The organism is Nocardioides sp. Z40_12 (genome assembly GCF_058215795.1).
Genome location: NZ_JBZAJA010000001.1, coordinates 167,236 through 192,070 on the forward strand (window position 1 = coordinate 167,236; position 24,835 = coordinate 192,070).

General features: G+C 72.5%; 24 protein-coding genes. 7 read left to right on the top strand and 17 right to left on the bottom strand.

Annotated features, from left to right (window positions below):
- Positions 1–11: 11 nt before the first annotated feature.
- The 6 genes from AC4BG9_RS00815 to AC4BG9_RS00840 all read right to left on the bottom strand — a co-directional run bounded on the left by AC4BG9_RS00815 (position 12) and on the right by AC4BG9_RS00840 (position 6,669).
- Entirely contained in the window at positions 12–1,052 is a 1,041-nt protein-coding gene (locus AC4BG9_RS00815; RefSeq protein WP_490569182.1) for a MaoC family dehydratase, read from the bottom strand.
- Positions 1,053–1,116: 64 nt separating this feature from the next.
- A complete protein-coding gene (locus AC4BG9_RS00820; protein WP_490569183.1) occupies positions 1,117–1,290 on the bottom strand; it encodes a DUF5302 domain-containing protein in 174 nt (57 codons plus the stop codon).
- A gap of 86 nt (positions 1,291–1,376) precedes the next feature.
- Positions 1,377–2,435, bottom strand: coding sequence for a hypothetical protein (locus tag AC4BG9_RS00825; RefSeq protein ID WP_490569184.1), 1,059 nt, complete (start codon positions 2,433–2,435; stop codon positions 1,377–1,379).
- Between the two features lie 15 nt (positions 2,436–2,450).
- Entirely contained in the window at positions 2,451–3,644 is a 1,194-nt protein-coding gene (locus tag AC4BG9_RS00830; RefSeq protein WP_490569185.1) for an acyl-CoA dehydrogenase family protein, read from the bottom strand.
- Between the two features lie 138 nt (positions 3,645–3,782).
- The gene (locus tag AC4BG9_RS00835) at positions 3,783–5,339 is read right to left on the bottom strand and encodes an endonuclease/exonuclease/phosphatase family protein (RefSeq protein ID WP_490569186.1); all 1,557 of its coding nucleotides are present in this window, start codon (positions 5,337–5,339) and stop codon (positions 3,783–3,785) included.
- Between the two features lie 184 nt (positions 5,340–5,523).
- On the bottom strand, positions 5,524–6,669 hold the full coding sequence (locus tag AC4BG9_RS00840; RefSeq protein ID WP_490569187.1) for an endonuclease/exonuclease/phosphatase family protein: 1,146 nt from the start codon (positions 6,667–6,669) through the stop codon (positions 5,524–5,526).
- Positions 6,670–6,763: 94 nt separating this feature from the next.
- Here AC4BG9_RS00840 and AC4BG9_RS00845 point away from each other — a divergent pair, with 94 nt between their 5' ends.
- Entirely contained in the window at positions 6,764–7,843 is a 1,080-nt protein-coding gene (locus tag AC4BG9_RS00845; RefSeq protein WP_490569188.1) for a glycosyltransferase family protein, read from the top strand.
- On the opposite strand, the gene AC4BG9_RS00850 is transcribed toward AC4BG9_RS00845, so the two are convergent.
- The 5 genes from AC4BG9_RS00850 to AC4BG9_RS00870 form a co-directional block, all read right to left on the bottom strand.
- A complete protein-coding gene (locus AC4BG9_RS00850) occupies positions 7,790–8,983 on the bottom strand; it encodes a hypothetical protein (RefSeq protein WP_490569189.1) in 1,194 nt (397 codons plus the stop codon). The genes AC4BG9_RS00845 and AC4BG9_RS00850 overlap by 54 nt on opposite strands.
- Positions 8,983–9,183 carry a DUF6752 domain-containing protein gene (locus AC4BG9_RS00855; protein WP_490569616.1) on the bottom strand — a complete coding sequence of 67 codons (201 nt, stop codon included), beginning with the start codon at positions 9,181–9,183 and terminating at the stop codon, positions 8,983–8,985. Before AC4BG9_RS00855 ends, AC4BG9_RS00850 begins: the two co-directional genes overlap by 1 nt.
- Positions 9,184–9,188: 5 nt before the next feature.
- Positions 9,189–10,742 carry a class I SAM-dependent methyltransferase gene (locus AC4BG9_RS00860; protein ID WP_490569190.1) on the bottom strand — a complete coding sequence of 518 codons (1,554 nt, stop codon included), beginning with the start codon at positions 10,740–10,742 and terminating at the stop codon, positions 9,189–9,191.
- 13 nt (positions 10,743–10,755) lie between these two features.
- Positions 10,756–12,216 (bottom strand): phospholipase D-like domain-containing protein, encoded by a 1,461-nt coding sequence (locus AC4BG9_RS00865; protein ID WP_490569191.1) that lies wholly within the window; start codon positions 12,214–12,216, stop codon positions 10,756–10,758.
- Between the two features lie 67 nt (positions 12,217–12,283).
- A complete protein-coding gene (locus tag AC4BG9_RS00870) occupies positions 12,284–12,715 on the bottom strand; it encodes a hypothetical protein (protein ID WP_490569192.1) in 432 nt (143 codons plus the stop codon).
- 77 nt (positions 12,716–12,792) lie between these two features.
- Between AC4BG9_RS00870 and AC4BG9_RS00875 the strand changes: the two genes are divergently transcribed.
- From AC4BG9_RS00875 to AC4BG9_RS00890, 4 genes are read left to right on the top strand one after another with little or no spacing between them, the layout of a single operon-like run.
- Positions 12,793–14,037 carry a magnesium transporter MgtE N-terminal domain-containing protein gene (locus AC4BG9_RS00875; protein ID WP_490569193.1) on the top strand — a complete coding sequence of 415 codons (1,245 nt, stop codon included), beginning with the start codon at positions 12,793–12,795 and terminating at the stop codon, positions 14,035–14,037.
- Complete coding sequence (locus AC4BG9_RS00880) at positions 14,034–14,576, top strand: DUF1003 domain-containing protein (RefSeq protein WP_490569194.1); 543 nt, start codon at positions 14,034–14,036, stop codon at positions 14,574–14,576. The genes AC4BG9_RS00875 and AC4BG9_RS00880 overlap by 4 nt, the downstream gene beginning before the upstream one ends.
- Positions 14,577–14,581: 5 nt before the next feature.
- Positions 14,582–15,745: an Mrp/NBP35 family ATP-binding protein gene (locus AC4BG9_RS00885; protein WP_490569195.1), complete on the top strand. Its 1,164-nt coding sequence runs from the start codon at positions 14,582–14,584 to the stop codon at positions 15,743–15,745.
- A 1-nt stretch (position 15,746) separates the two neighbouring features.
- A complete protein-coding gene (locus AC4BG9_RS00890) occupies positions 15,747–16,064 on the top strand; it encodes a sec-independent translocase (protein WP_490569196.1) in 318 nt (105 codons plus the stop codon).
- A 22-nt stretch (positions 16,065–16,086) separates the two neighbouring features.
- Here the strand turns inward: AC4BG9_RS00890 and AC4BG9_RS00895 are convergent, their stop codons facing one another.
- A complete protein-coding gene (locus tag AC4BG9_RS00895) occupies positions 16,087–16,635 on the bottom strand; it encodes a hypothetical protein (protein WP_490569197.1) in 549 nt (182 codons plus the stop codon).
- Positions 16,636–16,756: 121 nt separating this feature from the next.
- Here AC4BG9_RS00895 and AC4BG9_RS00900 point away from each other — a divergent pair, with 121 nt between their 5' ends.
- Positions 16,757–17,509, top strand: coding sequence for a LysM peptidoglycan-binding domain-containing protein (locus AC4BG9_RS00900; protein ID WP_490569198.1), 753 nt, complete (start codon positions 16,757–16,759; stop codon positions 17,507–17,509).
- On the top strand, positions 17,506–18,051 hold the full coding sequence (locus AC4BG9_RS00905; RefSeq protein WP_490569199.1) for an Rv3235 family protein: 546 nt from the start codon (positions 17,506–17,508) through the stop codon (positions 18,049–18,051). The genes AC4BG9_RS00900 and AC4BG9_RS00905 overlap by 4 nt, the downstream gene beginning before the upstream one ends.
- A 68-nt stretch (positions 18,052–18,119) precedes the next feature.
- Here the strand turns inward: AC4BG9_RS00905 and secA are convergent, their stop codons facing one another.
- The 5 genes from secA to AC4BG9_RS00930 all read right to left on the bottom strand — a co-directional run bounded on the left by secA (position 18,120) and on the right by AC4BG9_RS00930 (position 24,771).
- Entirely contained in the window at positions 18,120–20,954 is a 2,835-nt protein-coding gene (gene secA, locus AC4BG9_RS00910; protein ID WP_490569200.1) for a preprotein translocase subunit SecA, read from the bottom strand.
- A gap of 141 nt (positions 20,955–21,095) precedes the next feature.
- Positions 21,096–22,280, bottom strand: coding sequence for a winged helix-turn-helix domain-containing protein (locus AC4BG9_RS00915; protein WP_490569201.1), 1,185 nt, complete (start codon positions 22,278–22,280; stop codon positions 21,096–21,098).
- Positions 22,280–22,957, bottom strand: coding sequence for a response regulator (locus AC4BG9_RS00920; protein ID WP_490569202.1), 678 nt, complete (start codon positions 22,955–22,957; stop codon positions 22,280–22,282). Before AC4BG9_RS00920 ends, AC4BG9_RS00915 begins: the two co-directional genes overlap by 1 nt.
- A 78-nt stretch (positions 22,958–23,035) precedes the next feature.
- Positions 23,036–23,656, bottom strand: a complete 621-nt coding sequence (hpf, locus tag AC4BG9_RS00925; RefSeq protein WP_490569203.1) for a ribosome hibernation-promoting factor, HPF/YfiA family — start codon at positions 23,654–23,656, stop codon at positions 23,036–23,038.
- A 371-nt stretch (positions 23,657–24,027) separates the two neighbouring features.
- Positions 24,028–24,771 carry a ComF family protein gene (locus tag AC4BG9_RS00930; protein ID WP_490569204.1) on the bottom strand — a complete coding sequence of 248 codons (744 nt, stop codon included), beginning with the start codon at positions 24,769–24,771 and terminating at the stop codon, positions 24,028–24,030.
- Positions 24,772–24,835 lie beyond the last annotated feature (64 nt).

Below are 24,835 nucleotides of genomic sequence, written 5' to 3' on the forward strand. Positions count from 1 at the left end.
CGGCGGCCGGCTCAGTGCGGGACGAGGGCCCAGTAGTCGAGGTCCAGCAGGACGCCCTCGGCATGCTTGCCGTCCGCGCCCCGCAGGGTCATCGACTCGTCCCGGCCGCGGGTCGCGACCAGTCGCAGCCGTAGCGCGCCCACTCCCGGCGCGAGGTCCTTGGCCTTGCCGAGCACCTCGGACCAGGCGTGCACGGTGTCGCCGGCGAAGGCGGGCGAGACGTGCGAGCCGCCGTTGATGGCCGCGATCAGCTGGGCGTTGGCGAGACCGTTGAAGGAGAGCGCCCGGGCCAGGGAGATGATGTGCCCGCCGTAGACGAGCCGCCGGCCGTCGGGACGCGCCTCGGTGTTGAAGTGCACCTTGGCGGTGTTCTGCCACAGCCGGGTGGCCATCATGTGCTCGGCGTCGGTGAGGGTGACCCCGTCGACGTGGTCGATCCGCTCCCCCACCTCGTAGTCCCCGAGGCGGTGCGGCTCCCCCGCCGCGACGGTGTCGTACTGCGTGAAGTCCAGGCCGGCGGGCACCACCAGCGAGCCGGGCTCCACCACGGTGGCGAGCTCGGGGACCACCGTCTCGGGCGCCGGTGCCTCGGTGTCGCGCTTGTGCACCATCACCCAGCGCGCCCACTCCAGCGCCGTCTCGCCGTGCTGGTCGGTCGCGGTGGACCGGACCCAGACCACGCCGGTGCGGCCGTTGGAGTTCTGCTTGAGGCCGATCACCTCCGACCGGGTCCGCAGCGTGTCGCCGGGCACCAGCGGACGGTGGAACCGGCACTCGGCGTAGCCCAGGTTCGCCACCGCGTTGAGCGACACGTCGGGCACGGTCTTGCCGAAGGCGACGTGGAAGCCGATGAGCTCCTCCACCGGGTGCGCGGAGAGACCGACCGAGGCAGCGAACTCCGCCGACGAGGCGACGGCGAAGCGGGTGGGGTAGATCGCGCCGTAGAGGGCGCGATCACCCTCGGTGAGGGTGCGCGGGGTGGCGTGCTCGATGACCTGGCCGAGGCGGAAGTCCTCGAAGAAGTTGCCCGGGTTGGTCTTGCTGTGGCTCATGGGGCACATCCTGCCCCATCCGCCCGCTCTCCCGGACGCCTGCCCACCCCTGCCCGGGACCGGGTCAGGCGCCGCCTCCGCCGGCCTTGCGGCGATGCATCTTGGGGGCCGCGCCGCCGCTCACCTCGGGGCCGTGCGCCTTCTCGTGGACGGGGCCGTCCTGGTGCACGCCGCGCTCGTGGGAGTTCTTCTTGTCCAGCGCCTCACGCATCTTGGCCTTGAGGTCGTCGTTGTCCATGACAGCTCCGTTCTGTGGTGGGCGGGTGAGTGGCCGAGGTCCCCACTGTGCCACGGGCCGCCCAGCACGTCAGCCGGGTTTCCGGGTCAGCCCGCCGCCGCGGCCGCGGCCCGCGCCTGCGCCCGCTCCTCCTCGTCGCGACGGATCACGTCGGCGAGCAGACCGGCCAGCCCGACCAGCGCGGCCTCGGTCACCTCGGCCTCGGGGACGGTCGCGGGGTCGATGCCTGGCACCTCCACCGGCTCCAGCTCGGACCAGTCCCCCACCAGCCGGACGCCGAGACCCTGGAGGCCCTGGACCATCTCCTGGGCGTGCTCGCGCACCCAGGGAGCCACCGGGAGACCGATGGAGGGCTCGGCCGACTTGCGGCCGGCCAGGATCGTCTTGGAGAGCAGGCCCTTGCGGAACGGCGTCCCGGCCGGGAAGGGCAGGTCGTGGGCGTCCAGCAGCTCGTTGAGCCGGCGCATCACCTGCGCGGAGGCCGCGCCCAGCGACTCGTTCTGGGTGGGGGCGGGGGCGAACCCGTCGGGGTCGGTCCCCAGCACCGAGGCGAACCGCTCCCAGAGCAGGTTGCGCGGGGCCCCGGGGTGCGGCAGCGTCAGCAGGGTCACGTTCTCGGGACCCACCGCCTCACCCCAGGTGCGCGCCATCCGGACCAGGTTCTGCTGGCGCCAGAAGGTCCGCCCGGCCTCGTCCACGGGCGCAGCCGGGTCGCGGTGCCCGGGGCGCATCGCCACGATCCCGGCGAGGTACTCCTGCCAGGTCCAGGTGCGACCGTTCTGCAGGGTCTCCTGCCACATCGCGGCGATGGAGCGGTTGAGGTCGCGGGCGGTGATCACCACCTCGATCTCGCCCGCGACCGTCTCCCGGACCCGCCGGGCCGCCGCCGGCCTGGCGGGACCGAGGTACTCCATGGAGATCACCGAGGTGCCGGGGTGCTCCGAGACCTTGGCGGCGTGCTTGTCCCACATCCGCCCCTGCCCCTCCAGGAGGTGCTTGACGGCATAGACCTGGCTGAGCCACTCGCGGCCCGGCACGAGCACACCCCGACTGCGCAGCATCGCCTTGTTGGCGAAGAGGCGCGACTGGATGAACGTCGTGCCGGACTTCATGGCTCCGACGTGGAGGACGAGACGGCCCGGCATGGTGGTGATCCTAGGTCAGCGGAGCTTGTACTCCTTGAGCATGCTCCGCCCGATGATCATCTTCTGGATGTCGGAGGTCCCCTCACCGATCAGCATGAAGGCCGCCTCCCGGTAGAGACGCTCGATCTCGTACTCCTTGGAGTAGCCGTAGCCGCCGTGGATGCGGAAGGAGGCCTCGACCACCTCGTTGCAGTACTCCGAGGCGAGCATCTTGGCCATGCCGGCCTCGACGTCGTTGCGCTGGCCCGAGTCCTTCTTGCGCGCGGCCTTGACCATCATCGCGTGGGCGGTCTCGACCTTGGTCGCCATCTCCGCGATCCGGAAGAGGATCGCCTGGTGCTCGGCGATCGGCTTGCCGAAGGTCTCGCGCTGCTGGGCGTAGGCGACCCCGAGCTCGAAGGCCCGGTTGGCGATGCCGCAGGCGCGGGCGGCGACGTTGACCCGGCCGACCTCGACGCCGTCCATCATCTGGTAGAAGCCCTTGCCGGGCTCCCCGCCGAGGATCTGGTCGGCGGAGATCTTGTGGCCCTCGAAGATCATCTCCGTGGTGTCGATGCCCTTGTAGCCCATCTTGTCGATCTTGCCCGGCACGGTCACGCCCTGGGCGGTCTCGCCGAAGCCCGGCTCCTTCTCGACGAGGAAGGTGGTCATGTTCTTGTAGACCGAGTCGGCACCCTCGTCGGTCTTGACCAGCACGGCGACCAGGGTCGAGGAGCCACCGTTGGTCAGCCACATCTTCTGGCCGGTGATCTCGTAGCCCTCGTCCGTCTTCGTGGCCTTGGTCGAGATCGCGGAGACGTCGGAGCCCAGCGACGGCTCGGACATCGAGAAGGCGCCGCGGACCTCGCCGGTCGCCATCCGGGGCAGGTACTTGCGCTTCTGCTCCTCGGTGCCGTGCTTCATCAGCATGTAGGCCACGATGAAGTGGGTGTTGATGACGCCCGAGACGCTCATCCAGCCGCGGGCGATCTCCTCCACGCACAGCGCGTAGGTGAGCAGCGACTCGCCGAGACCGTCGTACTCCTCGGGGATCATCAGCCCGAAGATGCCGAGCTCCTTGAGGCCCTCGACGATCTCGGTGGGGTACTCGTCGGCGTGCTCGAGCTCGGTGGCCACCGGGAGGATCTTCTCCTCCACGAAGGTCCGCACTGCCTTGAGGATCTCGGTCTGGTCCTCGGTGAGGTCCTCGGTCTGGCAGAGGCGAGGCATGCGGGTCACTCCGTTCGTCGGGGGGTGCGTCGCGCAGATGCTAACCGACCCTTCCCGCCCTCCCGCCCGGTGCACGCGTGACGGGCACGCCCTCCCGGGGGAAGGCGTGCCCGTGGCACGAGGTGCCGGCCCGGCCGGTCAGCGCAGGTCGCGGAAGATCTCGCCCGCCTGCTGGAGGTTGAGCGGGCCACGGCTCTCCGAGAGCCGGGTCTGACGCCGGATGATCGACTTGCGCAGCTGACGGTTGACGTCGAGCCGCAGCGCCGGCTTGTTGCCGTTGCGGACCAGGACCAGCGTCGTGGGGCGGGCCAGCTTGGACCACTTCTTGCTGCAGGTCTTGCCGCACCGGCGCACCCAGGACCCGTTCGTCTTGGCGAACGCCTTCTTGAGCTTGCGCTCCTGCGGGGTGAGCGTCCCCGAGCGGGTGGTCAGCTGGACCTTGACGCCACGCTCCCCGGCCTTGAGCAGCTCGCGGTAGAGCGCCGGCAGCGCCAGGCGGGTGGTGGCCATCTGGATCTTGTCCCCGGGCTTGGCCTCGGCGAGCGGCTTCTGCAGGGCGTTGAGCACCGCGCGGCGCTGCGAGGCGTAGCCGGAGAGGTCGTTCTGCACCGTGGTGACCAGCCCGGCGGCGTCCACGGTCCAGCTGAACCCGGCGACGACCGCCTTGTGGTCCGAGTTGAGCTCGAGCGGGTAGTGGACGTCGGCCTTCAGCTGGTCGGTGCCCTTGAGGAAGATGTAGTCGATGATGGCGCCCTTGCCGTCGTAGGTCGGGAAGCGGGTGCCGAGGAGGTCGTAGGTCGGCACCAGGCCGGCCTGGGTCAGCAGGTCGGCGGCGTAGTCGGAGCCGAGGTGGTGCATGTTGAAGTCACCGCCCACCAGGACCGGGCCGTGGTCGTCGAGCTTGTCGACCAGTGCGGAGAGGGCAACCAGGCCCGGACGCCGCACGTCGGGCATGCCCTTGGTCTTGGGGGCGAGGTGGGCCGAGACCAGGGAGAGGACGCGCCCCTCGGGCGACTGGAGCGTCACCCAGTTGGCCGAGCGGCGACCGAGCTCGGTCTGCTTGCCCTTGGGGATGCCGCGGTGGTCGGAGAGGATCTCGGTGCCCTGGAGGAGGGGGCTCCACTTGTCGGTCCGCCAGGCCACGGGGGTGGCTCCGGTGTACTGGCCGGGGGTGCGGAACATCGCGTAGCCCGGCGGCGGCGCGAGGTTGACGTCCTGGCGGAAGGCCACCTCGTTGTAGGTGATCAGGTCGGGGGCCTGGGCCCGGACGCTGACGACGTCCGCCTGGAACCCCACCACCGACTGCGGCGACTCGAGGTTGGCCTGGACGACCGTCAGGTCGGAGCCGGTCACCGAGGGAGGGAAGGTCGGCTCGGGGGCGGGCACCGGCGGCTCCGTCGGCGTCGGGGTCGGCGTCGGCGTGACGGTGGGGGTCGGCGTCGGCGTCGGGACCGGCACGGTCGGCGTCGGCGTCGGCGTGACGGTGGGGGTCGGCGTCAGGGTGGGGGTCGGCGTCAGCGTGGGGGTCGGCATGTTGACCGAGGCCAGCGGCGTCCCGGCGGACGCACCGGCGCCCGCGGCGCCGAGCCCGGTCACGCCGAGGGTCCCTGCCGTCAGCGCCAGCACTCCGGCCGCCGCGGTCGCTCCACGGGATCGGCGACGACGAGGCGTGCGGGAGAGGGGGGCGGGAATCACAGGGCGCTCCTTGCTGCTCGGGACGAGGTCGGGGCGCTCAGCCCCGAGTCACACACATCACACCAGTCACAACAACCCCAGGGAACCCCTTCGGGCGAATTCCACCGGTGGAATTCGCCGGCCCCTCCCAGGGTCGTCCCCTCCAGCATGCCTCGGGCCCGGGCGGATCGGTGAAGTCGCGGCCTCAGTCCACGTGGGCGGTGGCGCTGATGAAGAAGTGGTCGCTGACCCGGCGGGCCACCGGGGAGGTGTCCATCCGGTAGTTGCTCCAGGTCACCCCGGTGCCGGCCACCCAGTCGACGGCGAGGTGCCCGCCCGGGGGATGGCAGGAGCCGCCGGCGTAGGAGCCGCCCTGCGGGGTGGTCATCCCCGCCGGGCCCACGACCTGGCAGTAGAACTCCTGGCGGTCGTTCATGTCGCCGGTGAGGATGATCGGGATCCCGTCGGCCTTGAGCCGGTTGACCACCCCGACCGTGGTGGCCTGGGCGCGCCGCCGCTCGCCGAGCGCGTTGCCCTGCCCCGGCGAGGGGTGGGTGTTGACGACGTAGAACTGCTGCCCGGTCAGCTTGTGCCTCAGCTTGACGATGGGCTGGGGCCGGGGCCGTCCCACGAAGGTGATCGTGTAGCTCTCCCCCGACAGGAACTCGAACTTCGCCGGGTCCCAGAGGATCGAGTTGTCGGTCTCCTTGACCCCCCACTCGAAACCGGGGTAGGCCGCCATGCCCGTCATCGCCTGCAGGGCGCGCAGCTGGTCGTCCTGGAGCTCCTGGGTGCCGAGCACGTCGACGCCGTGGCCGCGGATGTAGCCCACCGCCTGGCCGTTGCGCACCGAGGCCGGGGGGAACCTGCGCCGCTCCCCGCCGGGTGCGGTGTGCTGGCTCCCCAGGACGTTGAAGCTGCCCACCACCATCGTGAACGGCGCGCCCTGCATCTTCTTGCGCTCGCGGCGGGCCCGGATCCGCTCCTTCTTCGCCTCGCGGGCGGCCTTCCGCTCGGCGAGCTGGGCCGGCGTCCAGACCTTGCGCCAGGGCCGGGGACCGGTGTCGAACCGCATCAGGTCGGCCGTGCGCCGGTAGGCCTTGCGGGCCTTCGCGATCCTCCGGGCCGCCGCTGGCCGCAGCGCGCCGTCGCCCTTGACCGACCGGTAGGCCGAGGCGTCCAGGGGCGCTTCGACCTGGACGGCGGGCGTCGGGGCGGCCGCGGGCGAGGCGCCACGCTCCTCCGCGAGGACCGCAGCCAGGACGACGACTGCCAGCAGGCACACGGCCAAGAAGCCCGCCACCAGGACCCTGTTCCCACCCCCACGGGCCTTGTGGCTCGGATCGGGCATGCGCGGAGTTTACACAGCGCCGGGCGGCGGGCACCCAGTCGCGGCGGGGGCCCGGGAGGACCCCTCGCAGGTCGTCCTTGGCTACCCTCCACACATGCTCATGACGGTCTCCACCATCCTCGACAGCCCCGGCAACGTCGAGCACTTCGTCCGCGCCAACCTGGCGATGGGCGTGGACCACATGGTGGTCTTCCTGGACGCCCCGAAGGCCGACCGGCAGGACGAGGTCCGCGCCTGGCTCGCCTCGGTGCCCCAGGTCACGGTCGCCCCGGCCGGGCGGCAGTGGTGGCAGGGCAAGCGCCCCAAGAGCCTCAACGTGCGCCAGCGGATCAACGCCAACGCCGTGGTGCACGCGCTCGCCGACCAGCCGTGGGCCTCCTGGGTCTTCCACCTGGACGGCGACGAGGTCTTCGCCGGGGACCGGGCGGTCCTCGACGCGCTGCCGCCGAGCACCGGCGCCGCCTGGCTCACCCCCCTGGAGGCGGTCAGCGAGCCCGATCCGGCCGGCCGGCCCGTCCTCTTCAAACGCCTGCTGGGCGACGCCGACCTCAACCTGCTCCACGTGCTCGGGCTGCTGGACGCCCCCACCAACGGCTCCTACTTCCACGGTCACGTGAAGGGCAAGTCGGGGGTCCGCCCCTCCGCCGGGCTGCGGCTGACCCTGCACGAGGCGGTCGAGCCCTCGGGCCAGGTGGTCGACGGCGCGGCCGACCCGGCGCTGCGCGTCCTGCACTACGACGCGATCTCGGGAGCCGAGTTCGTCCGCAAGTGGACGGCGATGGTGGGCGCCGGACCGGCGGGCTTCCGGCCCAACCGCGCCCCGCTCGCCGAGGCGCTGCGCACCCTGGTCGCCAAGGACCTGCCGCCCGAGGTGGCCGAGCGGCACCTGCGCCGCCTCTACGAGGCCACCACCCGCGACCACGTGGAGACCCTCTCCGAGCTCGGGCTCCTGGTCCGGGTCGACCCGGCCGAGGGCACCCACCGGCCCCAGCCGCTCCAGGGCCAGCAGCGCGCCGCCCTCCTCGCGGGGCTCCAGCGCCTCGCGGCCGAGCCCAAGGGCTGGCTCAACGCCGAGGCGCAGCAGCCGGGCGAGCGGGAGCGGGAGCGCGGCGGCCTGCGCTCAGGACGCGCCCGCTGGGCGCGCCGGACGACCCGGCGCCGTCTCCCCGACTGAGCCGCCTCCCCGCCGCAGGAGGCGCCGCAGGCCGCCCGCGAGCACCGCGCGGCCGCGCGGGCGGGCCGACCCCGCGGACGGCGCGGCCGAGCCGGCCGGGTCCGCCCCGTCGCCGGGCGCGCGCAGGCGCCGTACGTCGTCGAGCAGCCTGCCCACCAGGTCGACGGCGACCTGGGCTACCTCGCTGTCGGTCACCGAGGCCGGCACCCGGCGCTCGGGCAGCTCGTCGGGCACCAGCAGGTGCTCCACCCGCCCGTGCACGGCGAACCCGCCGTCGGTGAGCAGCTCGACCGCCCGTCTCCCCCGCGCCCGGCAGTCCTCGACCTGGTCGGGCTCGGGCCAGAAGCGCTCCCCGGCCCGCGGGACCAGCCGCTCGTCGGCCAGGAACGTGCGCAGGTAGACGCCCTTGTCGAAGGCGCGGTCGAAGGGGTGGTCGGAGTCGCGCAGCGAGAGGTTGACCCGCCGCAGCGTCTCGGCCTCGACGACGCCCATCGAGGCGTTGGGGAAGGAGGCGGAGAGGTCGAAGGCGTCGGGGCGCACGCCGAGCAGGCCGGCGAAGCGGTGCCAGATCTCCTCCCGCGGCGCCTGCGGGTCCAGCGGCAGCACGTGGATCCGCTCGGGCGGCACGGCCTTGCCCCACCGGCGCAGGACCAGCGCGAGATCGAGGGTGCGCCAGTCCCAGATCGCCTCCGGGCTCCGCGACTCCGAGCGGCCGTAGTCGGCCATCGCGACGGTGCCGCCGTTCTTCAGGCTCTCCTGCCAGCTGGCGGTGAAGAGCCCGAGAGGCTCCCGGGCGGTGACCACCACGTGCACCTCGGCCGGGGCGAGGGCCTCGACCGCGGCGCGCGCCTGCCGGGGCGAGGCGGCGGCGAAGAACTCGTGGCTGACCAGGCCCGTCCCGTCCGCCGCGGCCAGCTCGGTGCGGATCCGCTCCCAGGAGGTGGCGTGGTGCTCGGGGTGCCGGTGCAGGTGCGGGTCCTCGCGCACCACGCGGGAGGCCCAGAGGTGGTCGCGGCGCTCCCGCCCCGGCACCACCACACCCGCGGCGCGCAGGGCGTCGCGGTTGCTCCAGATGATCGTCTGCAGGTAGGACGTCGCGGTCTTGGGCAGTCCGATGTGGAGGAGGACCCGCTCGACCACTACAGGCTCTCGTTGAACCGGGCGATCGCCTCGGAGATCCGCTGCTCGTCGCGGCTCGCCATCGGGATGAGGAGCTCCTGCACCAGGTCGGTCAGCTCGGCCAGTCGCACGTTGTGCTGGCGGAGCTCCGCGAGGTCGGCCTCGAGGTCGGCGACCCTGCGCTCCAGCTCGGCGATCCTGGTGCCGCGCACCGCGTCCATCACGTTCACGGGCCCCACTCTGCCACGAGTCGGTCCACGCGGCCGTCCTCGCCTCCGCGGACGTTCTGCTCCCAGGTCACCTCGGTGGCGCCCCAGGCGCGCCACTGCTCCGCGACGACCTCGGGATCCACCCGGCCGATCCGCCACTCGCGCTCGACCGAGGACTCCCCGACGTGGAACTCCGCGACCACCACGCCGCCGGTCCTCAGCGACATGGAGCAGAACCGGGCGAAGGTCTCCCGGGCGAACGGGTCGACGGCGTCGAGCAGGTTCCTGGCCAGCACCACGCGGGGTCGCGGGTCGCGGGCCAGGGCGGCTCCCTCGGAGAGCACCGAGCGCAGCTCGGCCAGGTTGAGGTAGCCGGCCGAGAAGGACCCGGCGTAGTCCGCCGCGAGCTCCTCGGCCTGCTCCAGCAGCTCGGGCACGTAGTCGTAGGCGAGCACCTCCAGCCCTTCGCGGGCGAGCCAGAGCGCGTCGCGGCCCGAGCCGGCTCCCACGTCGAGCACCTGGGCGCCACGTTCGGCGGCCTCCCGGGCCGCCATCCGGGCGGCCTTGGAGGCGCGCGGCTTCGGCGCCTCGTCGAACCGGCGCAGGTAGCGCCGCTGCCACTGCTTCTCGTTGACCCGCAGGCCGCGGAACCAGTCGTTGAGCGCCCGCGAGGTGCGTTCCGGGGTGGTGAACTGGAAGGCGGGGTCGGGGACCTGCCAGGCCGGGCCGTACATCGCCTCGAGGAGCTTCCCGGGCCGGGCCGGCACCGGCAGCGACCGGCCCTCCAGGGTCGCGGTGCCGAGCGGGTGGATCCACTCCTCCTCGAACTCGACCCCCACCTCGCCCATCAGATAGAGGCGGCCGCCGGTGAAGAACCCGCCGAAGACGTCGAGCCCCCGGACCGAGTCGCCCTCCGGGACCTCGATCTTGAACGCGGCGCCGCTGTAGCGCTGGGTGGCGTAGCCGAGCGCGACCACCTCCCGCTGGAGGCGGAACGACTCGCGGCAGACGTCGACGGGGTCGCGGTAGCGGCTGACGTAGGCGACGTCGGCGTCCGAGTCGTGGCCCAGCACCCGACCCTCGCGGACGGCGCCGAGCAGGGTGCCGTAGGCGAGGAACGGCTCGGCGCCGGCGGCCGCGAGGACCCGCAGCACCTCCTCGGTGGCGTCGACGAGTGCCTCGATGTCGGAGCCGCTGCGGCTGTCGAAGGTGGGGACCAGCCGCCCGGACTTGTCCATCCCCACCGCGGCGCCGCGGCGGTTGACCACGCGGATCGACTCCTCGGAGGTGCCGAAGGCCATCTCCTGGCGCCAGAGCACCTCGGCGGTGGCGGAGTCGCGCACCGTCAGCACGGTCCGCCCCTCGAGGAACTTCTGCAGGGGCGCCGGCCACTCGACCTGCCGTCGCCGGCCCCGCGCGCCGCTCGCCTCGGTGTCGCGCAGGACCCAGAAGGACCAGACCCGCTGCTCGCCGAAGAGCACGTCCACGGCGCGGTCCCGGGAGGCGATGAGCGTCAGCCCGGTCTCGTCGACCGTGATGACGCGCGGGGCATCCTCCCCCTGCTGCGTCACGACCATCCGGCGGTCAGTCCAGGTCCATCTTGGCGTAGGGGTCCACGCCGGGCACCAGCTCGTCGTCCGCGGAGAGCAGCATGTCCGGGGTGTGGATCGGGCTGGTGTCGAACCGCGCGGCGGCGCCGTCGCCGGCGGTCACGTCACGGCGGCGCGAGCTGTCCGGGAAGTTCTCGAACCAGTAGTCGATGTGCTCGGCGTACTGCTTGGTGAGCTTCTTGTCCCAGTAGATCCCGACGTTCTCGTCAGAGGCGGCGCCCATGCCCGACCAGTTGGCCGAGCCGTTGAGCACCACGTAGTTGTTCTTCTTCTTCTTCACGTGGCCGATGATCGACATCGCCTTGAGGTGGAAGTACTTGTCGAACTCGCCGTCACCGTTGCGGTCGACCACCAGGTGGCGCATCGGGATCGGGCCGCGCCCACCCTTGTCGCGCAGCACGTGGCCCACGTCGACGCCCTTGATCGTGTAGCCGATCCGGATGTCGCAGCCCTGTTCCCAGAGGCTGCGCAGCTTGGTGGCGATCCGCATCCCGCGCGCGTTGCGGATCACGTCGGGCGCGATCCGGATCTGGGTCCGGCCGTTGGCGGTGTTCTTGGCGCCGCGGCACTTGGTCATCCGCAGCAGCCGCAGCACCGGGTCCTTGGCGTCGGGCCCGATCAGCGGGTGGAAGATCAGGTGGCTGTCCTTGCCCTTCCACTCCCGGTAGGGGTTGGCGACGGGCACGTCGTTGGCCATCTCGTCGAAGATCTGCTTGGCGAACTGGTAGGGCCGCCGGCGGTTGACCGAGGTGTAGATGTCGTTCCACTGGTTGACCGCAGCGGCGTGGGTCAGGTTGGCGGAGCCCTGGACGAAGACGTTCTTGGCCCGGCCGACCTTGCTGAAGAGGAAGAACTTGCTGTGCGCCTGGCCGCCCTCGCCGCGGCACGAGGCCACGCAGGTCTTGGCCCAGCTCTGCTTGTTGGCGGGCTTGACGGCGTTGATGGCGTTCATCCCGTGGATGAGCTCGAGCCACACCTCGTTGTCGATCGCCTCGGCGTTCTCCTCCGCCATCAGCACGTAGAGGAGGGCGCCCCGCTTCTGGGCCTTCAGCAGGGCGCGGGTCACCGGGCGGGACATGACGTTCCAGCTCATGATCCGGATCCGGGTGCCGCTGCGCGAGCCGTCGATCAGGTTGATGATCTTGCGGTTGATGCGGTGCTGGTCCCCGCCCTTGCCGATCGCGGTGTTGAAGGTCACACCGGCGCTCGGCTTGAAGGTACGCCGCCACTTCTTCTTGTCGCGCTTCTTCAGCTGCTTGCGCGCCATCACCGCCGACGGCGCCGCCGCGAGGGTCCCGGACGCCTGGACGGAGGCACCCGTGGCGACGGCACCCTGCTGGACGCCCTGACCGGGCAGGGCCACGCCGGGCGCGGCGAAGGTCAGGCACAGTGCCACGGCCACGGTGAAGGCCGCGATCGACCGACGGTGGAGCATCGGGTTCCTCTCGGGAGCTACGTGATGTCTGGAGTGCCGCGGATCAGGGTCCTCGGCCGGCCTGGGGTCAGCCCCGGCACTTGGCGACCGAGGCACGGTACCCGCCGTCCTCGGCCAGGGTCGACTTCGCGACGCGGACCTTGCCGCCCAGCACCCCGAAGTAGCGGTCGTCGTGGCGGGCGAGGTACTGGCCGGAGGAGCAGGAGAGCACGTCCTTCTCGACGAAGGCGCCCTCGGCGTTGCAGCCGGCGTAGTCGGCCGGGATCGAGGCGCCCTCGACCCAGACCTCGTCGCAGTCGGGAGCGCTGGGGTCCGCGGAGGCGCTCGGCTCCCCGCCGGGCGTCCCGGAGGCGCTCGGCGACGGGGCGGGGGTGGCCGCGCCGGGGTCGTCCGTCTCGTCCCCGCAGCCGGCCAGGACCGTGAGGAGCAGGACAGGCAGCAACGCCACCGCCCGCGTGCGACGGGTGCGGACGGGTGTGCTGGAGACCGCGGATCGCATGGCCTCAGCCTAGCCCGTGCTCGACGCTCCCCCCGGGTTCACCGGTCCGCTGGCCCGTCGCCGGTAGCGTGACCCGGGTGAGCACCGCCCCCAGCCGCGTCTACGTGGCCCGACTCGTCGGCCTGCCGATCTTCGACCCCCAGGGTGACCAGGTCGGCAAGGTGCGCGACGTGGTCGTGGCCATGCGCACCGAGGCGAGCCCCCCGCGCGTGCTCGGCCTGGTGGCCGAGGTGTTCGGCAGGCGGCGCATCTTCGTGCCGATGACCCGGGTCACCCACATCGACGCCGGCCGGGTGCACACCACCGGCCTGCTCAACATGCGGCGCTTCGAGCAGCGGGCCACCGAGACCCTGGCGATCGCGCAGATCCTGGACAGGACGGTGCGGGTCACCCCCACCGGGGTCGAGGGCGTGGTCTACGACGTCGCGATGGAGCAGGCGCGGACCCGCGACTGGGTGCTGAGCCGGGTCGCGGTCCGCGAGCCGTCGCGCGGCTTCCGGCGCCGCGGCCAGACCTACATCGTCGACTGGCGCGACGTCGTCGGGCTCACCCACCGGCAGGACACCCAGCCCGCGACCCACCTGATCGCGGCGATCTCGGAGATGCGCGCGGCCGACGCGGCCCACGCGATCCACGACCTCCCCGAGGAGCGGCGCTCCGCGGTGGTGGCGGCGATGGACGACGAGCGCCTCGCCGACGTGCTGGAGGAGATGCCCGACGAGGACCAGGTCCAGATCCTGGAGCGACTGACCTCGCAGCGCGCCGCGGACGTGCTGGAGGAGATGTCGGCCGACGACGCCGCCGACCTGATCGCCGACCTCCCGCCGGAGACCGCGGCCACGCTGCTGGCCCTGATGGAGCCCGAGGAGGCCGAGGACGTCAAGCGGATGCTCTCCTACGCCGAGCAGACCGCGGGCGGCATGATGACGCCCGAGCCGGTGATCCTGCCGCCCAGCGCGACCATCGCGGACGCCCTGGCCCACGTGCGGAACCCGGACCTCACCCCCTCGCTCGCAGCCCTGGTCTTCGTCTGCCGCCCGCCCCTGGAGACGCCCACGGGCCGGCTGCTGGGTGCCGCGCACATCCAGCGGCTGCTCCGCGAGCCACCGTCGACCCTGGTGGCGGCCGCGGTCGACGACTCGCTCGACCCGCTCGCCCCCGAGGCACGGATCGAGGACGTGGCGGCACACCTGGCCACCTACAACCTCGTCGCGGCGCCGGTCGTCGACGAGGAGGGCCGGCTCCTCGGCGCCGTCACCGTGGACGACCTGCTCGACCACATGCTCCCGGAGAACTGGCGCGACAGGGCGGTACGGCGATGAGCGACACCCGCGGGACCCAGTCCCGACTCGACACCCCCCTCGAGGGCCGGCGCGGACGCCGGCCCCGCCGGTCCTACGACTCCGACACCTTCGGGGTCTTCGCCGAGCAGTTCGCCCGGTTCATGGGCACCGCGCGCTTCCTGATCTACATGACCGCCTTCGTGGTGATCTGGATCGCCTGGAACCTGCTCGCCCCCCAGGGGATGCGCTGGGACGACTACCCCTTCATCTTCCTGACCCTGATGCTCAGCCTGCAGGCGTCCTACGCCGCCCCCCTCATCCTGCTCGCCCAGAACCGGCAGGAGAACCGCGACAAGGTGCTCGCCGAGCAGGACCGCCGGGTCAACGCGCAGTCGCAGGCCGACATGGAGTTCCTCTCCCGCGAGATCGCCTGGCTGCGGATGTCGGTGGGCGAGGTCGCGACCCGCGACTTCATGCGCTCCGAGCTGCGCCAGCTCCTCGGGGACCTCCAGCGCGAGCGGGCCGACGAGGAGCGGACGGGCGACGACCCGCGGCCACCGGGGACGAACTACCCTTGACTCCCATGAGCACCCCCACCCTCGAGCAGGTCAACGCCGCCCTGGCGACCGTCCAGGACCCCGAGATCAAGCGGCCCATCACCGACCTCGGCATGGTCGACTCCGTCGAGGTCGGGGCGGACGGATCGGTCGCGGTGACGGTGCTCCTGACCGTGGCCGGCTGCCCGCTCAAGGACACCATCAACCGTGACGTCACGGCCGCCGTCACGGCGGTCCCCGGGGTGACCGGTGTGAACCTGACGCTGGGTGTGATGTCGCCCGAGCAGCGCAGCGAGCTCGGGGAGACCCTCCGCGGCGGCCAGGCACAGCGCGAGATCCCCTTCGCCCAGCCGGGCTCGCTCACCAAGGTCTACGCGATCGCCAGCGGCAAGGGCGGCGTCGGCAAGTCGTCGGTCACCGTCAACCTCGCCCTGGCGCTGGCCGGCCAGGGCCTCAAGGTCGGCGTCGTGGACGCGGACATCTACGGCCACTCCGTGCCCGCGATGCTCGGCGTCGCCGACGCCCGCCCGACCCAGGTCGACGACCTGATCATGCCGGTCCCCACGCCCTCGGGGGTCTCGGTGATCTCCATCGGGATGCTCAAGCCCCGCCGCGACCAGGTCGTGGCCTGGCGCGGCCCGATGCTCGACCGCGCGCTGGTCCAGATGCTCGCGGACGTCTACTGGGGCGACCTCGACGTCCTGCTGCTCGACCTGCCCCCGGGCACCGGCGACGTGGCCATCTCGCTGGGGCAGCACCTGCCCAACGCCGAGGTCGTCGTGGTCACCACCCCGCAGGAGGCGGCGGCCGAGGTGGCCGAGCGTGCCGGCACGATGGCCTCGATGATGCACCAGCGCGTGGTGGGCGTGGTGGAGAACATGGCCTACCTGGCGTGCCCGCACTGCACCGCGGAGGGCAAGGAGCACCGTCTGGAGGTCTTCGGCTCCGGGGGCGGGGCGCGGGTCGCGCGCACCCTCAGGGAGCGCTTCGGCTACGACGTGCCACTGCTCGGCTCCGTGCCGCTGGACCTCTCGCTGCGCGAGGGCGGCGACAGCGGCAAGCCGATCGTGGAGTCCGACCCCACGGCCCCCGCGGCCCAGGTGCTGCTCGAGGTGGCCGAGAAGCTCAGCGGCCGCGGCCGCGGCCTGGCTGGGATGCAGCTGGGCCTGACCCCCACCAGCAAGTTCTGAGATGTTCGGCGTCGGTCTGCCCGAGATGGCGGTGATCGCGTTCGTCGCGGTCCTCGTCCTGGGGCCGGACCGGCTGCCGGAGCTGGCCCGGCAGGCCGGGACGCTGGTGCGCAAGGGGCGCGCCATGGCCAACTCGGCGCGCGACGAGCTGCGCAGCGAGCTGGGGCCGGAGTACTCCGACCTCGAGCTGCGCGACCTGGACCCGCGCACCATCGTCCGCAAGCACATCATCGAGGCCATGGCCGACGCCGACTCCCCGGCGCCGCCGGCCGTGCTGCCCGCCGGCGCCCGGCCGCCGTTCGACGACGAGGCGACCTGACCGGGGCCGCGGCCGGGGTGCCTCAGAGCCCCCGGCCGGTGCGGAACGCCGAGACGTGGGCCAGCGGCACCAGGGCCGCTCCCCCGGCCTGAGCGCCCCCGACCAGCACCTCGACGAAGTCCGCCCCCACCCGGCCCAGCCGGCCCTCGTGACGGCCTCCGTCGGCCAGCTGCACCACCACGACCTCCCGGTCGTCGGAGAGCCGCCGCAGCGCCGACGCCACGCCCAGCCGGTCGACCGGTGACCAGGCCACCTCGGGCAGCGCGCGCTCGGAGGCCCCCAGGACCGCGGTGACCGCGGCGGTGCGCACCCACCAGGTGGCTGCGCGCCCGACCAGCTCGAACCAGCCGGGGCCTACCCTCTCGATCTCGCCGCCCACCCGGCCCACCGCGAGCACGTCGACCTCGACGTGGTGACCCACCGAGGCCATCAGCCGGGTGTCCAGGGTGACCGCCCCGTACTCGGCGCGAGCCCGGTCGGCGACCTCCGCCGCGCGCTCCGCGTGCTGGAGCGCCTCGGCCTGCGCCTCCAGGTCCTCGAGCATCTCGAAGAGCTCCTCGTCACCGGTCATGGACCCAGTCTGGCCAGCCGTCCAGCCGCCGCCAGCGGCTACGCCGCCCTGTGGACAGTCGTGGCGTGCCAAGGTGAATCGTCGCTACGTTAGGCAAACGGACGCAAACGAAAGGGTTCCGATGCCTCGTCGCTCCTCGCCCTCGACTGCCGCCCACCCGGGTCGCTGCGCGGCCGTCTGGGTGCTGGTGACCACGATCACCTCCGTGGGCGGCACGGCCTGCCTCCGGGCGGCACTGGCCCCCGGGCCGGGCGGCTGGCGCCGACTGGGCGCCCCCGGCCACTTCGAGGACCTGCTGGTCGCCGTCGGCGGCGCGGTGGGCGTGCTCGCGCTGTCCTGGCTGTGGCTGATCTCCTCCCTCACCGTGCTCGAGGCACTGCGCGGGCGGCCCGCCGTGCCGGGGCGCAGCCGGGCGCCCGGGCACAGCGCGGTGCGGCGCCTGGTGCTGGCCCTGTGCGGGGCGGCCCTGGCCGGCTCGCTCGCGGGGGCGGCTCAGGCTTCCGCGCCTGCGGACCGGCCAGGACTCGCAGGGCTCCCCTATCCCGACCGCGCCTCGATCGGCGCCCCCGCCCGGGAACCGGCGCCCTCCCCCGCTCCGGCGACCACCGCGCCCGAGGCCCGGACCCCCGCACCGGGGACGCCGGCGATCGTGCCGGCGGGCCTTCAGGGCCCCGCCCACGTGGTGCGCCCCGGCGACACGCTCTGGGGCGTCGCCGCCGCCACGCTCCCGGCCACCGCCGCGCCGGCCGAGGTCGAAGCCCGCTGGCGCGAGATCCACCGGCTCAACCGGCGGGTCGTCGGGGACGACCCGGACCTCATCCACCCCGGGCAGGAGCTCCGGCTGCCCACCGTCACCCAAGGAGACCAGTCATGAGCAGCCGCCCCGTCGCCATCCCCCTCGCCACCCCCACCCGTCTCCACGCCCGGGCACCCCTGGGGCACCTGACCCCCATCGCCACCGTCCAGGGCGCGCTCGCCCTGGAGGTGGTGCCGCTGCTGGACCCGCCCGTGCCGGGCGCCCGCCCGGGCCTGCCCGGCGCCGACCTCGTCGCCGTGGAGCCGGCCGAGCGCGACCAGGTCCAGCGATGGGTCAGCGGCTACGTCCAGGCTGCGGTCGAGGTCGTCGCCGGCGACCGGCCGGCCTCCCAGCTGCACCGCTGGACCCGTCGCGACGTCCACCAGGACCTGGCCCGACGGGCCGACCTCGTGGCCCGGGCGGGCGGCCACGTGCCGGGCCAGGGGCGGCGCCGCGGCCTGGCTGCCTCGCACGTCGCGGCGGTGCGGCTCAACTTCCTCGGCGCGGAGGTCGTGGAGGCCTCGGCCCGGGTCCGCCACGGGGAGCGCTCGCGCGCCGTGGCCGCGCGGTTCGAGACCTTTCGCGGCCGTTGGGTCTGCACGGCGCTGGAGTTCTGCTGAGCAGACAGCGACGCCGCGCCCGGTCACCCGGGCGCGGCGTCGTGCCGAGGCGTGTCGGTCGTCTCGCGTCAGCCGTTGGCGCGCGCGGTCAGCCCGGTCGGGCCACCCGGTGCACCGTGGCACTTCTTGAACTTCTTGCCCGAGCCGCAGGGGCAGTCGGCGTTGCGCCCCACCCCGGCGTAGGGGTCCTCCTCGCCGGCGGGAGCGGCACCGGAGACCTCGACGTCGCCGTCCTCGGAGGGCGCCGAGTAGGTCAGGCGCTGGGGTCGGGACGGCTTGTCCAGCCCCTTGGCGCGCACCTGCGGGGCGTGGGCGGCGGCCGCCGCCATGTCGATCGCGCCGACCGGCTGCGGGGCCTCCTCCTCGACGACGGCCTCGTCCGCCGGCTCGTCGTCGCCCGCGTCGTCGTCCACCTCGACCTCGAGGTGGAACAGGAACCCGACGGACTCCTCCTTGATGGCGTCCATCATGACCGAGAACATGTCGAAGCCCTCGCGCTGGTACTCCACGAGCGGGTCGCGCTGGGAGTAGGCACGCAGGTAGATGCCCTCGCGCAGGTAGTCCATCTCGTAGAGGTGCTCGCGCCACTTGCGGTCGATCACCGAGAGGATCACCCGGCGCTCCAGCTCGCGCATGACCTCCTCGCCGACCTCGCTCTCGCGCCGGTCGTAGGCCGCCTGGGCGTCGGCCCGCAGCTCCTCGATCAGCATCTCGCGGGTGAGGTTGGCCCGGGAGCCCGCGCGCTTCTCCAGCTCCTCCAGCGTCACCGTCATCGGGTAGAGCTGGCCCAGCGCGGTGCCGAGGGCCGCGAGGTCCCACTCCTCCGCGACGTCGGCGGTGGCGGCGGTCACGTAGGCGCCCACCACGTCGTCGATGAAGGTGCGGATCTGCTCCTCGAGGTCGGCACCCTCGAGCACCCGGCGGCGCTCGGCGTAGATGACCTCGCGCTGCCGGTTCATCACGTCGTCGTACTTGAGGACGTTCTTGCGGGACTCGAAGTTCTGCGCCTCGACCTGACCCTGGGCGCTGGCGATCGCGCCGGTGACCCGCTTGTTCTCGATCGGCACGTCGTCGGGCACCTTGAGGACCTGGAGCACCCGGTCGACCCAGTCGGACTTGAACAGGCGCATCAGCTCGTCCTGGAGGGAGAGGTAGAAGCGGCTCTCCCCCGGGTCGCCCTGACGACCGGAGCGCCCGCGCAGCTGGTTGTCGATGCGCCGCGACTCGTGCCGCTCGGTGCCGATCACGTAGAGGCCGCCGAGCTCCTTGACCTCCTCGTGCTCGGCCGCGACCTGCGCCTTGGTCCGCTCGACCGCCAGCGGCCACTCGGCCTCGTAGGCCTCGGCCGTCTCGCCGGTGGGCTCGAGGCCCTTCTTGCGCAGCTCCTGGTCGGCGAGGAACTCCACCGAGCCGCCCAGCATGATGTCGGTACCGCGACCGGCCATGTTGGTCGCCACGGTGACCGCGCCGCGGTGACCGGCCTGGGCCACGATCTTGGCCTCGTCGGCGTGCACCTTGGCGTTGAGCACCGAGTGCGGCACGCCACGCGCGCGCAGCGCCCGGGAGAGCAGCTCGGACTTCTCCACCGAGACGGTGCCGACCAGGATCGGCTGTCCCTTGCGGTGCCGCTCCTCGATGTCGTCGACCACGGCGTCGAACTTCGCCTCCTCGGTGCGGTAGACGAGGTCGGGCTGGTCGATGCGCCTCATCGGCTTGTTGGTCTCGATGGGCACCACGCCGAGCTTGTAGATCTTGTCGAACTCGCTCGCCTCGGTCATCGCCGTGCCGGTCATGCCGGAGAGGGTGTCGTAGAGGCGGAAGTAGTTCTGCAGGGTCACCGTGGCCAGGGTCTGGTACTCCTCACGCACCGTCACCCCCTCCTTGGCCTCGATCGCCTGGTGCAGGCCGTCGTTGTAGCGGCGCCCGGCGAGCATCCGGCCGGTGTGCTCGTCGACGATGAGCACCTCGCCGTCGATGACGACGTACTCCTTGTCGTTGCGGAACAGCTCCTTGGCCTTGATGGAGTTGTTCATGAAGGAGATCAGCGGGGTGTTGACCGAGTCGTAGAGGTTGTCGATGCCGAGGTGGTCCTCGACCTTGGTGATGCCCGGCTCCAGGACCGAGATGGTCCGCTTCTTCTCGTCGACCTCGTAGTCCTCGTCGCGGACCATCCGGGCGGCGATCTTGGCGAACTCCGCGTACCAGTGGACCTCGTCCTGGGTCGGGCCGCTGATGATGAGCGGCGTCCGGGCCTCGTCGATGAGGATCGAGTCGACCTCGTCGACGATCGCGAAGTTGTGGCCGCGCTGCACGCAGTCCGCGATGGAGTCGGCCATGTTGTCGCGCAGGTAGTCGAAGCCGAGCTCGTTGTTGGTGGCGTAGGTGATGTCGCAGTTGTAGGCCTCGCGCCGCTGCGCGGGCCGCATCGAGGGCATGATCACCCCGGTGGTCAGCCCCAGGAAGGAGAAGACGCGACCCATCATCTCCGACTGGTACCTGGCCAGGTAGTCGTTGACGGTGACGATGTGGACGCCCTTGCCCGACAGCGCGTTGAGGTAGGCCGGGAGGGTCGCGACCAGGGTCTTGCCCTCACCGGTCTTCATCTCCGCGATGTTGCCCAGGTGCAGCGCGGCGCCGCCCATGATCTGCACGTCGTAGTGGCGCTGGCCCAGCACCCGCTTGGCGGCCTCGCGCACCGTGGCGAAGGCCTCCGGCATCAGGTCGTCGAGCGTCTCGCCGTCGGCCAGGCGCTGCTTGAACTCCTCGGTCATCGCGCGCAGCTCGTCGTCGCTCATCGTGACGAAGTCGTCCTCGATGGCGTTGACGGCCTTGGAGATGGCCTGGAGCTGACGGACGATCTTGCCTTCGCCGATGCGGAGGAGCTTGTCGATGATGGCAGGCACGTACACGGACTCCTGAGTTGACGGGCGCACCAGCTGGCGGAAACCAGCAGTGGGATGTCTCGGGGCAGCGCGGACGCCGACCTCCGCTGGCCATCGTAACGGGCACGGGCACGCACACAATCGCAAGCGAGCGCATCGGCCCTAGCGAGCCAGCACCGGGACCAGGTCGCCCCCGCCCCTGAGCACGACCTCGTCGAGCCCCAGCCACCCGGCGAGGCGGAGCAGCTCGGCCCCCAGCTCCTCGGCGACCTCGGCCGGGGCACCGGGCTCGCGGTGGGCGGAGAGGACCTCCAGCACCCGGGCCCGCCGCTCGGCCTTGAGGTCGACGCGGGCCACCAGCCGGTCACCGAGCAGGAAGGGCAGGACGTAGTAGCCGTGCACCCGCCGGTGCGCGGGGGTGTAGATCTCGATCCGGTAGCGGAAGCCGAACAGGGCCTCGGCCCGGGCCCGTTCCCACACCACCGGGTCGAAGGGGCTCAGCAGGGTGCGCGCCTCCACCCGCCGGGGCAGGCGGCTCGCGACGTGCCGGAAGGCCGGGCGGTCCCAGCCCTGGACCGTGACCGGCTCGAGCTCCCCGGCCTCCACCAGGGACGCGACGGCACCGCGGGTGTCGGCCAGCGACATCCGGTAGTAGTCGCGCAGGCAGGCCAGGCTGGCCACCCCGTGCGAGCGCGCGGCCCGGCGCACCAGGTGGAGGGCGGCCTCCTCCCGGCTGGGGACCGGCGCGGCGAGCACCTCGGGCGGGAGGACCCGCTCCGGCAGGTCGTAGCGCACCTCGAAGGAGGGGGTACGCCCCGCGATCGCCAGGTCCCCGACCAGGAAGAGGCGGTCCAGCACCTTCCGGGCGTCCGACCAGTTCCACCCCCAGTGCTCGCGGGTACGCGGCCCGCCCAGCTCGCCCTCCAGCTCCCGGGCGGTGACGGGGCCGCGCTCAGCCACCAGGGCGAGGACCCGGGGCTCCAGGCGCGGGTCCGCGTCGAACCACTTGCCCCGGGTGCTGCGGTAGTCCTCCATGCGGTGCCGCATCGCGGGCCACAGCTCGACCGGCATCAGCGCCTGCACGTGCGCCCAGTACTCCACCAGCCGACGCGGCCGCCGCTGCGCGGCCCGGTCCAGCAGCCCGACGTCGTAGGGCCCCATCCGCGAGTAGAGCGGCATCAGGTGGGCGCGCGCGAGCACGTTGACCGAGTCGACCTGGAGCACCCCCGTCCGTGAGACCGTGCGCACCAGGGTGCGCATCGTCGGCACCGCGTGCGGCGGATCGGTGAAGCCCTGGGCGGCCAGCGCGATCCGCCGGGCCTGCGCACGCGAGAGGGCGGTGGCCATCAGGGCAGCTCGAGCAGCTTCTCCTTCACCGCGTACATGACCGCCTCCATCCGCGAGTGCAGCTGGAGCTTCTCGAGCATGTTGCGGACGTGGTTCTTCACGGTGTTCTCGGAGATGAAGAGCTGGCGGGCGATCTCGCGGTTGTTCAGGCCCTTGGCGACCAGGCGGAGCACCTCGAGCTCACGCTCGGTCAGGCGGAGCCCGTTGACCTGGTTGCGCTCGGGCTTGGACATCTGCTTGAACTCGTCGATCAGCTTGACCGCCATCGAGGGCGAGATCAGGGACTGGCCGTCGGCCACCACCCGGATGCCCTGGGCGACCTCCTCGATGGAGGAGTCCTTGAGCAGGTAGCCGGCCGCACCGCTCTTCACCGCCTCGTAGAGGTCGGCCTCCTCGTCGGAGACCGTCAGCATGATGATCTTGGCCGACGGGTTGGCCTCCTTGATGGCGCGGCAGGCCTCGATCCCGCTGCGCCGGGGCATCCGGACGTCGAGCAGCACCACGTCGGGCGCCATCGAGGCGGCGAGGTCGGTGGCGGCGATGCCGTCCCCGGCCTCGGCGACGACCTCGATGTCGGGCTCCTGGGCCAGCAGCATCGTGAGCCCTCGGCGGAAGAGCTCCTGGTCGTCGGCGAGGATCACGCGGACCGGTTCGCTTGTCTCTGTCGGCTGCGTCACAGCCGCATCATGACAGATGCCCCGCACCGAACGGGCGCAGAGGCGCACGTTCGGCGCGGGGCATCCGCGCAGCCCGCGTCAGGAGGCGACGTTGAGGGCGATCACGCCGTAGTCGTAGCCGTGGCGCCGGTAGACCACCGACGGCTGCTCGCTCTCCTTGTCGACGAAGAGGTAGAAGTCGTGACCGACCAGCTCCATCTCGTACAGGGCCTGGTCCAGGGTCATCGGCGACGCGTCGTGGGTCTTCTCCCGGACCACCAGCGGGCCGTCCCCGGTGACCGTGATCGGCCCGACCTGGCGCTCGACCACCTCATCGGACTCGGTCTCGTCCACGGCGAGGTCCTCGGCGCTCGGCGCCAGCGCCTCACCGACCGAGACCGGCGTGCGACGGCCGCGGTGGATCCGGCGGCGGTCGGCGGCCTTGCGCATCTGGGAGGTCATCTTGTCCAGCGCCAGGTCGAGGGCCGCCATCTTGTCGTCGGCGGCCGCCTCGGCGCGGATCACGGGGCCCTTGGTCAGAGCGGTGAGCTCCACCCGGACCGCGCGGTCCTGCTGGCGCGGGTTGCGCTCGGCCGAGACCTCCACCTGCACCCGGATGATCCTCTGGTCGTGCTTCTCGAGCCGGGACAGCTTCTCCTGCACGTGCTCTCGGAACCTGTCCGAAACCTCCACGTGCCGCCCCGTCACCACTACGTCCATGAGAACCTCCGATTCGTCAGTTGCTGCACCTCGTGAACAGCCGGGAGGGCCACGACCGTGGCTCCCGCTGCCTGGCATGGAGTCCGCCCGGCCGACCTGGTCTTCGTCCCCACAATCGCCTGCTGAGGCGTTCGCAGCTTCTCCGCCACTACTGGCCTTCTCCCGGCGGACGCCGCATCTGACGGCGGCGCCGAGGCAGGACTTACTTCTAAGCCGCACCGTGATCGGCTTCCCGGACGGACCGGAAGAGCCTTACGTGGGCCGTTTCGCCTGCGACTGGCATCGGCTTGCCGCCGAGGCACACAGGGCCCCCCGACGACGCAACCACGGACCCGGACGGACTCCATGACCAGACGCTATCCCGTCCGTGGTCACCGCCGCAGCACACCCTCCGATCCGGCTCCCGCGGCCCCGGTCGAGCGTCGCCGGACCGCCCCCACCGCGGCGATCCCGGACACCTTCACCCCCACCGCCTCCAGGGCCCGCTGGGCCTCCCGCGCCGTGGCGCCGGTGGTCAGCACGTCGTCGCAGACCACCACGAGGCCGCCCGGCACCCGCCGCCCGACCCGGCTCAGGGCGCGCCCCGGCACCCGCATCGAGCCGGCCAGGTTGGCCGTCCGCGCCACGGCGTCGAGGCCGGCCTGGTCGGCCACCCCGGGGTGCGAGCGGAGCAGGTCGGCGACCACGACGCGGCGCGGCACCAGCGCCCGCGCGGCGACCCGCACCAGGCGCCCGGTCGGGTCGTCGCCACGCCGGCGGACCACGCCGGGCCGGGAGGGCACGGGCACCAGCAGCACCGGGGCGGCGCGCGGCGCCGGCGGCAGCGCCGCCGCCACCGCGAGCGCCAGCAGCCGGCCCAGCGGGACGCCCAGGCCGAAGCGGGCCTCCTCCTTGTGGTCGATGACCAGCCGGCGCAGCAGGCCGGCGTACTCGCCCGCGGCCCAGGCCGGGGCCAGGCCGGGCGGCGCTGGGTCGGGCCGGGCCGGCACCGCGGTCACCGGGAGCAGCAGCCGGCAGCGCGGGCACAGCAGGCGCCCCGGCCGGCCGCAGCCCAGGCAGGAGCTGCCGACCAGCAGGTCCAGGCCGTGGTCCAGCAGCGTCCCGGGCGTGCTCACCGGACCATCCCAGCCCACCGGCGCACCCGGCCGCACCCGCCGTCCGGGCCTCCTGGGGGGCACC